The organism is Nonomuraea glycinis, assembly GCF_035920485.1.
GTDB classification, from domain to species: domain Bacteria; phylum Actinomycetota; class Actinomycetes; order Streptosporangiales; family Streptosporangiaceae; genus Nonomuraea; species Nonomuraea glycinis.
Window position 1 is genome coordinate 3,827,786 of record NZ_CP109166.1, and the last position, 14,190, is coordinate 3,841,975.

General features: G+C 71.9%; 18 protein-coding genes. 9 read left to right on the forward strand and 9 right to left on the reverse strand.

From position 1 onward, the window contains the following. The first annotated feature begins 60 nt into the window (after window positions 1-60). Window positions 61-777, forward strand: a complete 717-nt coding sequence (locus OHA68_RS18135) for a polyamine aminopropyltransferase (protein WP_327108710.1) — start codon at window positions 61-63, stop codon at window positions 775-777. Window positions 778-871: 94 nt separating this feature from the next. Here the strand turns inward: OHA68_RS18135 and OHA68_RS18140 are convergent, their stop codons facing one another. Further along, on the reverse strand, window positions 872-1,675 hold the full coding sequence (locus OHA68_RS18140; protein WP_327108711.1) for a class I SAM-dependent methyltransferase: 804 nt from the start codon (window positions 1,673-1,675) through the stop codon (window positions 872-874). Window positions 1,676-1,777: 102 nt separating this feature from the next. Here OHA68_RS18140 and OHA68_RS18145 point away from each other — a divergent pair, with 102 nt between their 5' ends. Beyond that, the gene (locus tag OHA68_RS18145) at window positions 1,778-2,722 is read left to right on the forward strand and encodes a DNA polymerase domain-containing protein (RefSeq protein ID WP_327108712.1); all 945 of its coding nucleotides are present in this window, start codon (window positions 1,778-1,780) and stop codon (window positions 2,720-2,722) included. 24 nt (window positions 2,723-2,746) lie between these two features. Here the strand turns inward: OHA68_RS18145 and OHA68_RS18150 are convergent, their stop codons facing one another. Beyond that, window positions 2,747-3,634: an EamA family transporter gene (locus OHA68_RS18150; protein WP_327108713.1), complete on the reverse strand. Its 888-nt coding sequence runs from the start codon at window positions 3,632-3,634 to the stop codon at window positions 2,747-2,749. 106 nt (window positions 3,635-3,740) lie between these two features. On the opposite strand from OHA68_RS18150, the gene OHA68_RS18155 reads away from it, so the two are divergent. Further along, window positions 3,741-4,238 (forward strand): MarR family winged helix-turn-helix transcriptional regulator, encoded by a 498-nt coding sequence (locus OHA68_RS18155; protein ID WP_327108714.1) that lies wholly within the window; start codon window positions 3,741-3,743, stop codon window positions 4,236-4,238. A 16-nt stretch (window positions 4,239-4,254) separates the two neighbouring features. On the opposite strand, the gene OHA68_RS18160 is transcribed toward OHA68_RS18155, so the two are convergent. From OHA68_RS18160 to OHA68_RS18180, 5 genes are all read right to left on the reverse strand, one after another. Beyond that, on the reverse strand, window positions 4,255-4,821 hold the full coding sequence (locus OHA68_RS18160) for an energy-coupling factor transporter transmembrane component T family protein (protein ID WP_327108715.1): 567 nt from the start codon (window positions 4,819-4,821) through the stop codon (window positions 4,255-4,257). Between the two features lie 64 nt (window positions 4,822-4,885). Next, window positions 4,886-5,560, reverse strand: coding sequence for an energy-coupling factor ABC transporter ATP-binding protein (locus tag OHA68_RS18165; protein WP_327108716.1), 675 nt, complete (start codon window positions 5,558-5,560; stop codon window positions 4,886-4,888). A gap of 82 nt (window positions 5,561-5,642) precedes the next feature. After that, entirely contained in the window at window positions 5,643-6,767 is a 1,125-nt protein-coding gene (locus OHA68_RS18170; RefSeq protein WP_327108717.1) for a thiolase family protein, read from the reverse strand. Between the two features lie 8 nt (window positions 6,768-6,775). Beyond that, window positions 6,776-8,257 carry an AMP-binding protein gene (locus OHA68_RS18175; RefSeq protein ID WP_327108718.1) on the reverse strand — a complete coding sequence of 494 codons (1,482 nt, stop codon included), beginning with the start codon at window positions 8,255-8,257 and terminating at the stop codon, window positions 6,776-6,778. A gap of 7 nt (window positions 8,258-8,264) precedes the next feature. Next, window positions 8,265-8,855 (reverse strand): biotin transporter BioY, encoded by a 591-nt coding sequence (locus OHA68_RS18180; protein WP_327108719.1) that lies wholly within the window; start codon window positions 8,853-8,855, stop codon window positions 8,265-8,267. Between the two features lie 194 nt (window positions 8,856-9,049). Here OHA68_RS18180 and OHA68_RS18185 point away from each other — a divergent pair, with 194 nt between their 5' ends. Together OHA68_RS18185 and OHA68_RS18190 are read left to right on the forward strand one after the other, a co-directional pair. Continuing rightward, entirely contained in the window at window positions 9,050-9,682 is a 633-nt protein-coding gene (locus OHA68_RS18185; RefSeq protein ID WP_327108720.1) for a DedA family protein, read from the forward strand. An 11-nt stretch (window positions 9,683-9,693) separates the two neighbouring features. Then, complete coding sequence (locus OHA68_RS18190) at window positions 9,694-10,239, forward strand: GNAT family N-acetyltransferase (protein ID WP_327108721.1); 546 nt, start codon at window positions 9,694-9,696, stop codon at window positions 10,237-10,239. On the opposite strand, the gene OHA68_RS18195 is transcribed toward OHA68_RS18190, so the two are convergent. Both OHA68_RS18195 and OHA68_RS18200 read right to left on the reverse strand, forming a co-directional pair. Then, on the reverse strand, window positions 10,223-10,822 hold the full coding sequence (locus OHA68_RS18195) for a dienelactone hydrolase family protein (protein ID WP_327108722.1): 600 nt from the start codon (window positions 10,820-10,822) through the stop codon (window positions 10,223-10,225). The genes OHA68_RS18190 and OHA68_RS18195 overlap by 17 nt on opposite strands. A 58-nt stretch (window positions 10,823-10,880) precedes the next feature. Further along, a complete protein-coding gene (locus OHA68_RS18200) occupies window positions 10,881-11,573 on the reverse strand; it encodes a response regulator transcription factor (protein WP_327108723.1) in 693 nt (230 codons plus the stop codon). 174 nt (window positions 11,574-11,747) lie between these two features. On the opposite strand from OHA68_RS18200, the gene OHA68_RS18205 reads away from it, so the two are divergent. From OHA68_RS18205 to OHA68_RS18220, 4 genes are all read left to right on the forward strand, one after another. Further along, window positions 11,748-11,999 carry a MoaD/ThiS family protein gene (locus OHA68_RS18205; protein ID WP_189141377.1) on the forward strand — a complete coding sequence of 84 codons (252 nt, stop codon included), beginning with the start codon at window positions 11,748-11,750 and terminating at the stop codon, window positions 11,997-11,999. A gap of 76 nt (window positions 12,000-12,075) precedes the next feature. Beyond that, window positions 12,076-12,741: an LmeA family phospholipid-binding protein gene (locus tag OHA68_RS18210; RefSeq protein WP_327108724.1), complete on the forward strand. Its 666-nt coding sequence runs from the start codon at window positions 12,076-12,078 to the stop codon at window positions 12,739-12,741. 46 nt (window positions 12,742-12,787) lie between these two features. Then, entirely contained in the window at window positions 12,788-13,300 is a 513-nt protein-coding gene (locus OHA68_RS18215; protein WP_189141375.1) for a sigma-70 family RNA polymerase sigma factor, read from the forward strand. Then, entirely contained in the window at window positions 13,300-14,163 is an 864-nt protein-coding gene (locus OHA68_RS18220) for a zf-HC2 domain-containing protein (RefSeq protein ID WP_327109520.1), read from the forward strand. The genes OHA68_RS18215 and OHA68_RS18220 overlap by 1 nt, the downstream gene beginning before the upstream one ends. Window positions 14,164-14,190 lie beyond the last annotated feature (27 nt).

The window sequence follows — 14,190 nt, forward strand, 5'->3', positions numbered from 1 at the left end:
GTACGCACGTTTCCCCGCGCTACCCTGACCGCGAGCCGACACGACCCGGGGGAGAACGCGATGAGCGTCAGATTCGAAGAGCTCGACTGGCGGCCCACCCCGCTCGGTGACCTGAGCCTGCGCCGCCGGCGCGAACCGGTCCTCGGCACGGACGTCCACGAGATCAAGCTGGGCGACGACTTCCTGATGTCCAGCCTGTTCACCGAGGCCGAGATCCAGCTCGCCCGGCTCGGCCTGGCCGCCCTGGACCACGACGCGCTCGATGTCGTCGTGGGCGGGCTCGGGCTGGGCTACACCGCGCGCTCGGTCCTGGAGGACGCCCGGGTGCGCTCCCTGGTGGTGATCGACGCGCTGCCGGAGGTCATCGAGTGGCACGAGCGCGGCCTGCTGCCGCTCGGCCCCGGCCTGACGGGCGACGCCCGCTGCCGGTTCGCGCACGGTGACTTCTTCGCCATGGCCGCCACGCCCGCCGGGCTCGACCCCGAGAGCCCGGGGCGGCGCTTCCACGCCATCCTGGTCGACATCGACCACGCCCCCGACCACGTCCTGCACCCCGGCCACGCCGCCTTCTACCGGCCGGACGGGCTGCGCGGGCTGGCCCGCCACCTGCACCCCGGCGGCGTCTTCGCCCTCTGGTCGAACGACCCGCCCAGCGAGGAGTTCAACGCCTGCCTGGAGCAGGTCTTCGACACCTGGCAGGCGCACGTCGTCACCTTCCCGAACCACCTGCAGGGCCGTCCGTCGACCAACACGGTGTACGTCGCCTCCCGCGGCTGAGAACCGTCACCTGTGCGGCGCCGACGCTGGCGTAGCCGGGCGGCTGCCGCCGCGGTGAGTGCCAGGACCGCCGCCTGCACCCCGTTCATCTGACTCAGGCGCGGGTGGCGACGGTGATCATGAATTCCCAGTCGTTCACCAGGGTCCCGTCGGTGGCCCGGTTCGACTGCTCGGCCAGGATGATCAGGTCGTCGCGGAAGGCGCGCCGCTCGTCCTCGCCGAGTCGTTCGGCGGCCTTGAACGTCGGGCCGTAGTGCTCCAGGAAGAAGTCCGCGTAGTGCTCCGGCGACAGGAACCGCTGCGTCACCGTGGTGTTCGTGAACGTCAGCTCCCGGCAGCCGTCGTCGAGCAGGTCGAGCATCACCTCCTCGGTGCCCCAGCGCGTCGGCGGCAGCGCGCCGGGAGGCGGGGGCGCGTAGCGGCTGACGATCGAGAGCATCCCGCCGACGAACCCGGTCGGCGTCCAACTGGCCGTCGCCACCCGGCCGCCCGGCCTGCACACCCGCAGCAACTCGTCCGCCGCCCGCTGGTGGTCGGCGGTGAACATCACCCCGATCGCCGACAGCACGTAGTCGAACGACGCGTCGGGGAACGGCAGGCTCTCCGCGTCCGCCTCGCGGAAGTCGATCTCCAGGTCCTCGGCCTCGGCCCGCCGGCGGGCGCGTTCGAGCAGGGCCGGCACGTAGTCGATGGCGGTCACGTCGCAGAACCGGCGGGCGGCGGCGAGCGCCACGTGGCCGGTGCCGGTCGCCACGTCGAGCACGGTCGAGCCCGGCCGCAGGTCCGCCGCGTCGCACAGGGTGTCGCCCAGCGGCACGGTCAGCCAGGCGATCCTGGCGTAGTCGCCGCTGGCCCACGTCCTGCGCTGCCGTTCCTTCAGGGCCTCGAGCTCGCTCATGCTCAGCGCTCCTCTTGAACCGGGCCGACAAGGAAGCCATGCCCACCCGAGCCCCGTACATGCTCCTGGGGCACCTGCGACATGCCGGATATCGTGGGCCGGGTGACCAGCGATGAGACGCGGGACGGTGTGCCGCTGACCAACCTCGATCAGCCGCTCTTCGACGGCGCCGACGCCACGAAACGGGATCTGGTCGACTATCTGGACGCGGTCAGTGACCGCATCCTCCCCGTCCTGCGCGGGCGGGCGCTCTCCGTGCAGCGCGTGCGGCCCGGCCAGGCGCCTTTCATGCAGAAGAACCTGCCCAAGTACGCCCCCGACTGGATCAAATCCGTCAGCATCTGGGCGGAGGCGTCCCAGCGGCGGGTGACCTACGCGCTGTGCGACGACCGCCGGACGCTGCTCTGGTTCGCCAACCAGCGGGCGGTGGAGTATCACCCGGCGCTGCTGGCCGGGGATCACTTCACCCACCTGGTGCTCGACCTCGACCCGCCGGAGGGCGAGGCGTTCGGCCTGGTGGTACGGGCCGCCGGGCTGGTACGGCAGGCGCTGGACGACGCCGGATTGGCGGGGGCGGTGAAGACCAGCGGGGCCAAGGGCGTGCACGTGTTCGTGCCGGTGGTGGCGGGGATCGCGATGGACGATCTGGCGGCGGCCACCCGCGCGCTGGCGGCGCGGGCCGAGCGGGTCGATCCGGCGCTCGGCACCACGGCGTTCATCCGCGAGGACCGCCAGGGCAAGGTCTTCCTCGACTCGACGCGGGCCGGCGGGGCGACCGTGGTGGCCGCGTACAGTCCGCGCATCCGGCCGGGCACGCCGGTGTCCTTCCCGGTGTCCTGGGACGACCTCGACCGGGTGACGCCCGGCGACTTCACCCTGCGCACCGCGCCGGGGCTGCTCGGCGACGGCGACCCCTGGGCGGAGCAGATGCCCGAGCCGCAGGCGCTGCCCGCCGACCTGATCGAGGAGGGCCACACGATCCCGATCGCCCGCGTACAGGCGATGCACGAGGGCAAGCGCCGCGCCCGCGCCAAGCGCGGCGACTGATCACCGCGGTGCTGCCGGGGGCGCTCAGGTCTTCCTGGAGTACGCCTGGCCGGCGACGAGCGCGCCGAGCGCGATGGTGAAGCCGGCGAGCTGCCAGCCGGTGAGCGTCTGCCCGAGGATGACGAGCCCGGCGACGGTGGCGACGAGCGGATTGGTGAGGCCGAGCAGCGAGACCGAGGTGGGCGGCAGCCGGTCGATCCCGCGAAACCACAGGGCGTAGGCGATGGCGGTGCCGAAGACGCCCAGGTAGGCGAAGCCGAGGACGTTCGCGGTGGTGAAGGAGGCGGGCACGCCTTCGACGGCGAGGGTGATCGGGGCGAGCACCAGGCCGCCGATGGTGAGCTGCCAGCCGGTCATCTTGAGCGGCGACGCGGGGCGGCCCCACTTCTTGGCCAGCACGATGGCCGTGCCCATGAGCGAGGTGGCGGCGAGCATGGCGGCGATGCCGAGCGGGTCCAGCCGGGCCTCGGAGGTCAGGGTCAGCAACGCGACGCCGCCGGTGCCCGCCAGGGCCGCGTACAGCATGGCCCGCCCCGGCACGAGCCCCAGGATCAGCACCGACAGCAACGCCACGATCAGCGGCTGGACCGAGCCGATGGTGGCGGCGACGCCGCCCGGCAGCCGGTAGGCGGCGAAGAAGAGCAACGGGAAGAAGGCGCCGAAGTTGAGCATGCCGAGCACCGCGGACTTCCACCACCACGACCCGGAAGGCAGACTGCGGGTCGCCGCGAGCAGCACCAGGCCGGCGGGCAGGGCGCGCAGGGTGGCGGCGAGCAGCGGCCGGTCAGGGGGGAGCAGGGTGGTGGTGACCACATAGGTGGTGCCCCAGCTCATGGGCGCGAGGGCCGCTAAGAGGAGGTCGGTCGTGGAGTGGGTGCGGGTGGGCGGCGGGGGTGCGAGAAGGGTGGTCATGGGATGCCTTTTCATTGATAATCTTAACGTTGAGATAACACCATGCTTGGTCTATGCATGTCAAATATCTGAACGTTGAGATAGTTAATACTGAGAGGACGGCCCCATGAGTGATGCGGTGGACGCGGTGACCGCGCAGTGGCGGCAGGAGCGGCCCGACGTCGACGTGTGGCCGATGGAGGTCGTCGGCCGCATCTCACGGCTGTCACGCCTGCTGGAGCGCGAGCTCCGGGACCTGTTCGCCGCGCACGGGCTGGAGAGCTTCGAGTTCGACGTGCTCGCCACCCTCCGCCGCTCCGGCGCGCCGTACGAGCTGACGGCCGGGGCGCTGCTCAAGGCCGCCATGGTCACCTCGGGCGCGATCACCAACCGGATCGACAAGCTGGAGACGAAGGGCCTGGTCCAGCGCGTCCGCGACAGCGGCGACCGCAGAACGGTACGCATCCGGCTCACCGAGCGCGGCCTGGAGCTCATCGACGAACTGCTCGCCGTGCACGTGGCCAACGAGGCCCGGCTGCTGTCCGGCCTCGGCCCCGCCGATCGAGACCACCTCATCGTGCTGCTGCGCGGCCTGCTGGAGTCTTTGGGCGACACCGCGCAGTGATCGTCGCCTGATCGGCTCAGTCGTCCAGCCCGCGCGCGCTCAGGGCCTCGCCCAGCGCGTCCGCGTGCCGCAGCGCGCCGACCACCAGCGGCACCGCGAAGGCGCGCATGCTCCACTCGACCCCTCGGGCACGCTGCGCCTCCCGTACGCGCGCCGCCAGGTCGGCGATCACCGGCACGCTGCGGATGGTGAGGGAGAGCAACAGCGACAGCCGGAACGGATCCACCCCCACCCGGCGCAGCGGCGACAGGCCGCGCTCCAGGGCCGTCATCATCGCGGAGGTCCTGGTGGTGAGCGTGACCAGGCCGGCCAGCGCGACCGCGAGCACCACCCTGGAGGTGACCAGCACCGCGCTCGGCAGGTCGGCGAAGACCAGTTGCATGCCGAACAGCGCCAGGGCGAACCAGCGGACCGGACGGACCTGGGCCCAGGCCGCCGCGCCCCCCACCCGCGCGACCGCGAACAGCAGCACGACCACGCCCACGGCGACCGCCATCGCCCACGGCGAACGCAGCAGGAGCAGCACCGTACAGGCCGCCGCCAGCCCCGCCAGCTTGACCCCGACCGGCAGCCGATGCAGCACCGAACCACCCGGCACGTAAGCCCCAGTAAGACCACTCACGCCAACCCGCATCCGTCCGTACCCGTCACGCCATGAGCTTCCTGTAGTGGCCGATGGCCGACTCCGGGGTGCCGTCGGCCACGACCTGGCCCTCGTCCAGCACGAGCACCCGGTCGAACCCCTCCAGCAGCGGCAGGTCGTGGGTGACCACGATCACCTGCATCGGCAGGGTGCGCAGCGCCTCGGCGACCTGCCGCGAGTGGCGCAGGTCCAGCAGGGTCGTGGGCTCGTCCATGACCAGGATCTCCGGCTCCAGCACCAGCACCGAGCAGAGCGCGAGCAGCTGCTTCTGGCCGCCGGAGAGCTGGTGCGCGGGGTGGTCGGCATGCCCCGCCAGGCCGTAGCGCGCCAGCATCGTCTCGACCCGGTGCCGTACCTCCTCACCGGGCAGCTTCTTGCGACGCAGCGAGAAGGCGACGTCCTCGGCCACGGTCGGCATCACGATCTGCGCGTCCGGGTCGGTGAACAGGAACCCGACCCGCCGCCGGATCCGCGCCGCCTGCCGCCGCGTGTCCTCCCCGAGCACGGTGACCCTGCCCGAGGTCGGCAGCGCCAGCCCGTTGAACAACCGCGCCAGCGTGCTCTTACCGGACCCGTTGGCCCCGATCACACCGATCCGTCGCTCGCCCAGCGCCGCGCTGACCCCCCGCAACACCTCCCGCTGCCCCAACCGCACCCGCACATCCACCAGCTCGATCACCTGAGCCACCCCAAAACCCGCACGTTCACCAGCTCGATCACTCAGGCCACCCCGAAAGCCGTACGTCTGTCAGCTCGATCACTCAGGCCACCTCGAACAGGGCTGCGACGCCGAGGCCGCCGCCGACCGCCGCCGTCGCCAACCCCAGCGTGCCCTTCGGCGCGCCCCCGCGAACGAGCCGGCTGAACAGCCGCGTCACCACCACCGCACCGCTCGCCCCCCACGGGTGTCCGAGCGCGAGCGCCCCGCCGTCGCCGCACACCCGCGCGCCGTCCGCGCCCAGCGGGTCGAGCCCGAGCGCGTCGGTCACCGCCAGCGTCTGCGCCGCGAACGCCTCCACGATCTCCACCGCCTCGATCCGCTCCATGCTCACTCCGGTACGTTCCAGCAGGCGCCTCACCGCGGGTACCGGCCCCCAGCCGGGCAGCTCCGGATCACAGCCCACCACCGCGCCCGCCACCAGCCGCAGACCGGGCAGCCCACCCCGCAACCGCTCGGGCAGCACGGCGACCGCCGCCGCGCCGTCGCTGTTCGGGGCCGAGTTGCCCGCGGTCACCGCGCCCCCGGCGACGAACGCCCCCGGCAGCCGCGCCAGTGACGCCGGCCGCAGCGGCCGCGGCCGCTGATCCCGGTCGCGGCCCGCCACCGGGACGATCTCCTCATCGAACCGGCCCGCCGCACGAGCCGCCACCGCCTTGGCGTGGCCGGCGCACGCGTAGTGGTCCTGCCGCTCCCGCGCCACGCCGCGCGCCACGCCGAGTGCCTCGGCCGCCGCCCCCATGTCCGGGTCCGGATGCCCCGCCGGGGTGAAGGCCGCCCGCTCGTACGGCTCACCGCCGCGATGCGCGCGCACCGGCGCGGTGGACGCGCTCTCGGCCCCACCGGCGATGACCAGCTCCATCTCGCCACTCCGTACGGCCTGCCCGGCGAGGAGGACGGCCGCCAGCCCGCTCCCGCACTGCCGGTCGATCGTGAGCCCCGGCACGGACGGGTCCAGCCCTGCCCCGAGCGCCGAGACCCGCGCCACGTTCCCGCCCGGCCCCATGCAGTTGCCCAGCACCACATCGTCGACAGGCACCCCAAGGCACGCCACGTCACGCACCAGCGCCGCGATGACAGGCGAAGCCAGCCGGTCGACCGTCTCCAGCTTGAACGCATGCCCCGCAGTGCCGATCGCGGTCCTCCTGGCAGCCACGACAACGGGCATGTCGCCGGTCATGTCAGCCTGCGCAGGTCGGGGTCGCCGTTGGCGAGGCGGGCGGCGACGAGGCCGCGTGCGGGCTTGCCCGACGAGGTGCGCGGCAGGTCCTCCATCGCGTACCAGCGGCGGGGTCGCTGCGCCACGTCCAGGCCGCCGCGCGCGATCGCCTCCAGAGCGGACCTCGCGGGCGGGCCTCCGGCGCCCACCTCCACGATCGCGGTGACGACCGCGCCCAGGTCCGGGTGCGGTGAGCCGACCACCACGATGTCGCCGACGCCCGCCACGCTCCTGAACACGTCCTCCACGTCCTCCGGCACGACCGTGGCTCCCCCCGTCTGGATCGCGCCACCACCCCGCCCCCGCAGCCGCAACGCCTCGCCGGGCAGGTAGGGGGCGGCCACGTCGCCGACACTCATCCAGCCGTCGCCGTCGACCAGCAGCGGACCCGCCGCCCCGGCCAGGTAGCCCTCGGCCGGCCACGGCGAGCGCGCCCACACCTCACCGAGCCGCCGGCCGGGCGGTGTCCTGACCTCGATCTCCACGCCGGGGAACGGCAGGAGACCGCGACCGTCGGTGTCCACGGCTACGAAGGACAGCTCGGTGGCGCCGTAGTAAGCCACCACGTGTACGCCTGCCGCCACCGCGCGCTCACGCAGCCCGGGAGCCAGGGCGGCGCCGCCGACCACCGCCGTACGCAGAGGGGCGCCCTCGGGCAGCGCCTCCAGGAGGGCGGGCAGGTTGTGCGGCACCAGGTGTACGGCGGTCGCCCGGCGCAGCAGGTACGGCAGGGAGCCGGGGGACCAGCGACCCGGCGCCAGGACCGTCGCGCCGACGGCCAGCGCGTGTACGGCGGCGAACCCGTACAGAGAAGAGTGCAGGGGACCGGGCACCAGCACGACGTCGCCGGCGCCGATCCCGGTGAGCTCGCTGAGCGGCGCGAACGAGCCGGTCCACGAGGCGCGGGTGCGGACGACGGCGCGCGGGCGGCCGGTGCTGCCGGAGCTGAAGCAGGCCCAGGCCAGATCGCCAGGTTCAGGCCGGTGCATCGGCACGCCCCGGCCCGCCGGTCCGGAAGGCAGCGCGTCGATGATCAGCTCGACCAGCGCAGGATCGTCCGGCGACCCTCCGAGGGGGGTGGCCCGGCTGGGACCGTCCAGCGGCGGTGTGTCGTCGGGTACGGGCCGGTGGGTGTGGGTGGGGGAGTTCAGCGGTGTTGTGCGGCTCGGCATGGGGTGGTGGGTGCCGGCGGGGGCGTGCAGGAGGGGGGTGGTGCCGAGAAGGTCGAGGGCGAGGGCGGCGGTGAGTTGGTCCACCGGGTCGGTCAGGGTGATCGCCGCCAGTGCGCCTCGGACGGGGAGATGGGCGGCGAGGTGGGCGGCCGTGTGCTGGATTCGGCGGGCGAAGGTGGCGTAGCTCAGCTCCTCCCGGGGGCCGCGCACCGCGGGGCGGTCGGGATGGGTGGCGGCGTGCCGCATGACCTGTGCTGCGACTGGCATGCCCGGTTCAGTCCTCCTTGCCGGCTCTGAGGTGCACGGCCGGGACCGCGGCGGGGTAGGCCCGCTGCGTTCCTCTGGCCACGATCGTGGCGAGCACCGCCTTCGCGAGGTCGCCGGGGAGGAAGGCCGCCGTCCCCAAAGCGGCCTGGTTCAGCGTGATCCCGCCGACGGCCGCCCACAGGGGCACTCCGACCAGGTAGACCGCCCCGATGCCACCGGCCAGGCAGGCTACCAGCAGCCGGACGAAGCTCGGGCTGTGGCCGCCCCGCTCGACGATCCAGCCGGTGAGGGCCGCGCCGGGCAGCCAGCCCAGCAGGAAGCCCACCGACGGCAGCGCGAACGCCCCCAGCCCGCCCCGCCCACCGGCCAGCAGCGGCAGCCCCACCGCCACCAGCGCGAGCAGCACGGCCACAGCGAGGGCGCCCCGCCAGGAGCCGAGGATGGCGCCGGCCAGCATGACGCCCAGCGTCTGGAGGGTGATCGGCACCGCGCTGCCGAAGACGTTCAGCGCGCCGGGCAGACCGAGCGCGGCGATGAGGGCGGCGAAAACGGCCACCCGAGCCACGTCATAGGTGCGAAGCACTCGGAACTGGGGCATTCCATCTCCTCGATCCGCATTTGGGTGCGGATCCGATCTCACACCACTACGCCCGGGTACCTGCATAGCGGGTTGCCACAAGGTTCCTTCGCCAGAGATGTCGCAGGCGGATGGGGCACTTCGCGACCAATGAGGGGCGCGCAGGCATAGATGGGCCGGTACGGGCTAGAGATACGAGCGACGAGAGGACGGCGATGGCATCCAGCGGTCTTGGCGGGATCGCCGAGTGGGCGACAGGGCTGATGGAGACGCTGGGCGCTCCTGGCGCGGGCCTCGCGGTCGCGTTGGAGAACCTGTTCCCTCCGCTGCCCAGCGAGGTCATCCTGCCCCTGGCGGGGTTCACGGTGAGCAAGGGCGAGCTGGTCCTGTGGCAGGTGCTGCTCTGGACGACGGTGGGCTCGGTGGTCGGGGCGCTGGCGCTGTACGGTCTCGGCGCGCTGCTGGGCCGCGAGCGCATGCACGCCCTGGTCGCCAAGGTTCCGCTGGTCAAGACCGAGGACGTACGGAAGACCGAGGCCTGGTTCGCCGACCACGGCCGCAAGACGGTCTTCTTCGGGCGCATGATCCCGATCTTCCGGAGTCTCATCTCCATCCCGGCTGGGGTGGAGCGCATGCCGCTGTTGCCGTTCGTGGTGTTCACCGCGATGGGCAGCTTCCTGTGGAACACGTTGCTGGTCATGGGCGGCTACCTGCTCGGCGAGCAGTGGTCGCTGGTGGAGACCTACGTCGGCGTCATCACGTACGTCGTGATCGGGCTGGTGCTCCTGGCCGTCGCGGTCTTCGTGTGGAAGCGGCTGGCGGACAGGCGCAGGGCGCCCCAGGGGTAACCTCGGCGTTCGTGACCATCCGACCAGGCGCCGCTGACGATGTGGAATCGATCGCGGAGCTGCACACCGAGAGCTGGCGGACGGCCTATGCCGGCATCATGCCCGCCGACTATCTCGACGGCCCGCTGCTCGCGATCAACCTGGAGCTGTGGCAGGCCAGGATCGACAGCGAGCGATATCTGAACGGCGGGCCGCCCTCCTGCCTCCTGGTCGCCGAGGGCAGCGACCAGGCCGTCACCGCCTTCGCCTACCTCACCCCGCAGCGGGACGACCGGATCCTGCTCGACAACCTGCACGTACGGCCCGGCAGCAAGCGCTCGGGCATAGGCCGCCGCCTGATGGTTCGCGGCCTCGGCTGGGCGGCCGAGCACCATCCGGACCAGCCCGTCTACCTGGAGGTGCTGCGGGACAACACCCCGGCGCGGGCCTTCTACGAGCGCATGGGCGGCAGCACGAGCAGGGCGTACGTCGAGCGCTTCCACGCGGGGTTCGAGCTGGACATGCTGGAGTACACGTGGAGCCCGGCCGCCGTACAGGAGTTCAAAGGTGCGCGGTGAACCAGTCGCGGGCGAGCTCGGCGACGCTGTCCAGCGCACCCGGCTCCTCGAACAGGTGGGTGGCCCCCGGCACGATCTCCAGCTGACTCGCGCAGCGTAGCCGCCGCCGCGCCTCCTGGTTGAGCTCCACCACCTGCTCGTCGTGGCCGCCGACGATGAGCAGCGTGGGCGCTCGTACGTCCGCCAGTCGTGCCCCGGCCAGGTCGGGCCGTCCGCCCCTGGAGACGATCGCGGCGACGTCCCCGCCCGGCTCGGCCGCCGCCCACAACGCGGCGGCGGCGCCGGTGCTGGCGCCGAAGTAGCCGATCGGCAGCCCCGCCGTCGCGGGCTCTTCCCGTATCCGCTCCGTCGCCTGGAGCAGCCGCCCGGCCAGTAGTTCGATGTCGAACACGTTGGCCCGGTCCGCTTCCTCCGCCGGCGTCAGCAGGTCGAACAGCAGCGTGCCCAGCCCCGCCTCGTTGAGCACGCCGGCCACGTAACGGTTGCGCGGGCTACGGCTGCCGCTCCCGCTGCCGTGCGCGAACAGCACCACGCCGCGCGCCTGATCGGGCATCGTCAACTGCCCCGAGATCTCGACGGCCATCTGCCGCACCTCCCGTCACCAGGGGCCCCTACCCACCTGGGACGGCGACGTGTCAGATCTAGACGTGCGCCTGCTCGGCACGGTCGGGCACGAACCGGTAGCCGACGTTGCGTACGGTGCCGATGAGGGCTTCGTACTCCGTCCCCAGCTTGGCGCGCAGCCGCCGCACGTGCACGTCCACAGTCCTGGTGCCGCCGAAGTAGTCGTAGCCCCACACCTCCTGCAGCAACTGGGCGCGGGTGAACACCCGGCCGGGGTGCTGGGCGAGGTATTTGAGCAGCTCGAACTCCTTGAACGTCAGGTCGAGCACCCTGCCGCGCAGCCGGGCGGTGTAGGTCGCCTCGTCGATCGACAGGTCACCGCTGCGGATCTCGTCGGGCACGTCCTCCGTGGCCGCCTGGGAGATGCGGCCGATGGCCATCCGCAGGCGCGCCTCCACCTCGGCCGGGCCCGCGCTGTCGAGCAGCACGTCGTCGGCCCCCCACTCGGCGGTCATCGCCGCCAGCCCGCCCTCGGTGACGATCACCAGCAAAGGACAGTCGATGCCGGTGGTACGGATCAGCCGGCACAGGCTCTTGGCGTGGGCCAACTCCTTACGGGCGTCGACCAGGACGGCGTCGGCGGGTGGCGCGTCGATGAGCGCGGACGCCTCAGCCGGTGAGACGCGGACCGAGTGGAGCAGCAACCCCAGCGCCGGTAGCACCTCAGCGGACGGCTCGAGGGCGTTGGTCAGCAGGAGCAGGTTGCTCATATCGGCCTCCTCAAACACGCAAGGACCCGGGGGCTACATCGCCCAGGTCCCGTAGGCGAGGATATCCCACGCGTAACCGAAGTCCATTGCGCGTCCACCAAGTGAACGGCACATACCGTGATACGGCGAGGTTAATCGCGGCGCACAATGGTTCCTGAACGAGGTGAGGAGCCCATGGCCATGGGAAAAGTGCGATATTGGGCGGCGGCGAAGGAAGCGGCCGGAGTCGCCGAAGAGTCGTTCGAGGCCGCCACACTGGGCGAACTCATGACGCAAATCACACAAAACCGTCCAGAGCTTGCGCGTGTCGTGGCCAGATCTTCGTTTCTGATCGACGGTTCTCCGGTGGGTAAACGGCCGCATGACGAGGTGATTCTCGGCCACGGGGTGACGGTCGAGGTGCTGCCGCCGTTCGCGGGCGGGTGAAACGGCAGCTTTGGTGGGGAATGAGGCCTAAGTCTGATCGATAAGCTCATGACCCCCGCATGAGACAGGGAGCCTGATGCGCAAGCTGGCCGTATTCCTGATGGTGTTGATCGTCCTGCTCGTCGTCGTCGACCGTGTCGCCGTCGCCGGCGTGCAACGTGACCTCGCCAACAGGATCGCGGCCTCGGCCGACCTCGACAGCCCCCCCACCGTCACCATCGAGAGCATCCCCTTCCTCACCCAGGCCATCTCCGGCCACTATCCGGAGGTGCGCTTCGATCTCGGCACGGTCCGCTACGGCGCCGTGCCCGTCAGCGGCCTGCGCGGCGTCGCCTACGGCGTCACCGCTCCGCTGGCCGACGTCCTGCAGAACCGGGCCGACATCGTGGCCGAGCGGCTGACCGTACAGGGCACGCTGAGCAGGGCGACGATCGACGCGCACGCCCCGAAGGGCGTGAAGATCACCGGGAACGGCGAGCGGCTCGTGGCCTCCGGCGAGCTGACGGTGGGCGCGAACAAGGTGAAGTTCGAGGCGGAGATGCGGGTTCAGCTGGTCGACGGCGGCATCAGGCTCCAGGCGGAGAAGATCAAGGGAGTGCCCGACCAGGTCGCGGGGTTCGTCAACTACACCATCCCGTTCAAGGGCAAGCTGCCCTTCGACGTGAAGGTGACCGGGGTGAAGAACGTGGCCGACGGTCTGCAGTTCTCCGCCGAGGCGTCTGACGTGCCGTTGCGTGGATGACGTGGCCGACATCGAACCGGGACGTCCCGCCGTACGTCATGGAGGTGTGAGCCCAGCCGAGACCGCCGACGAGGAACTCGTGAGGACCCTGTTCGACGAGCACGCGGGGCCACTGTACGGATACGTGCTGCGGCTGACGGGTGACTCGGGACGGGCGGAGGACGTCGTGCAGGAGACGCTGCTGCGGGCCTGGCGGCATCCTGAGGCGCTCGCCGACCGCCCCATCCGCGCGTGGCTGTTCACAGTGGCGCGCAACATCGTCGTCGACCAGCACCGGGCACGGAAGGCGCGGCCACCGGAGATCGGTGACGAGGCGCTGGCCGTGCTGCCCGCCGACGACGAACTGGAGCGCGCGGTCGAGTCGTGGGCCGTGGCGGAGGCGCTCGCGGCTTTACGGCCCGAGCATCGCGACGTGCTCATGGAGGTCTACTACCGGGGGAGATCGGTGAGGGAGGCGTCGGCGAAGCTCGGCATCCCGCCGGGCACCGTCAAGTCGCGCACCTACTACGCGCTGCGGGCGCTCAAGCTCGCGCTGCAGGAGCGGGGGCTGGCGCCGTGATGACATGCGAGGAGATCCGGCTGGCGCTGGGCGCGCACGCGCTCGGCGCGCTGGAGCCCGAAGAGGCGGAGGAGATCGACACCCACCTGGCCACCTGCGAGGAGTGCGGCGCGGAGCTGCTGGACCTCGAAGGGGTCGCGGGGTTCCTGGGCAAGGTCTCGGAGGCGGACGTCGCGCTGGTGGCCAGCCCGCCGCGGCAGGTGCTCGATCGGCTGCTGCGGGACCGCGCCAGGCGGCACCGGCGCGGTCGGCTGCTGGTGGCCGTGGCGGCCTCCGCCGCGGTGCTGGTGGTCGGCGGCACAGTGTGGACCGTCGCCCAGCAGCAGGGGGCCGGGCAGACCGCCGTTTCGGCGCCGGTGGCCGACAGCCCTCTGCGGGAGAACGCGCCCTACGTCGCCTCGGACAGCGCCAGGAGCGACGGGAGCGCCAGGAGCGACGTGAGTGACGGGAACGAGGCCGGCGACGCGAGCGAGTCGGCGGCCGAGGAGAGAATGGCCCGTCCGACTCCGACTCCGACTCCGTCCCGAGCGCCCAGTTTGCTGAAGACGGTGGAGGGCGAGGAGTTCGCCGGAGCCGACGAGGCCGCCGGCTACCGCGCCACGGTGTCGGCGAGCCCGGTGAACGGCGGGACGAACCTCCTGGTCCGGATCGCCGGGATACCCGTGGGCACGACCTGCCGGCTCCTGGTCGTCGGCGCGGACGGCGAGCGGGAGCACACCCAGTCGTGGACCATCGACCGCAAGACCTACGAGGACAAGGCGGTCTTCCCGCGCGAGACCCGGATCCCGATGGCGTCCATCGTCCGGTTCGAGGTCGTCGACGCGACCGGGAAGACGCTCGTCACGGTGCCGGTGCGGAAGTAATCGGCGCTCTGGGTGGTTGCACCGGGG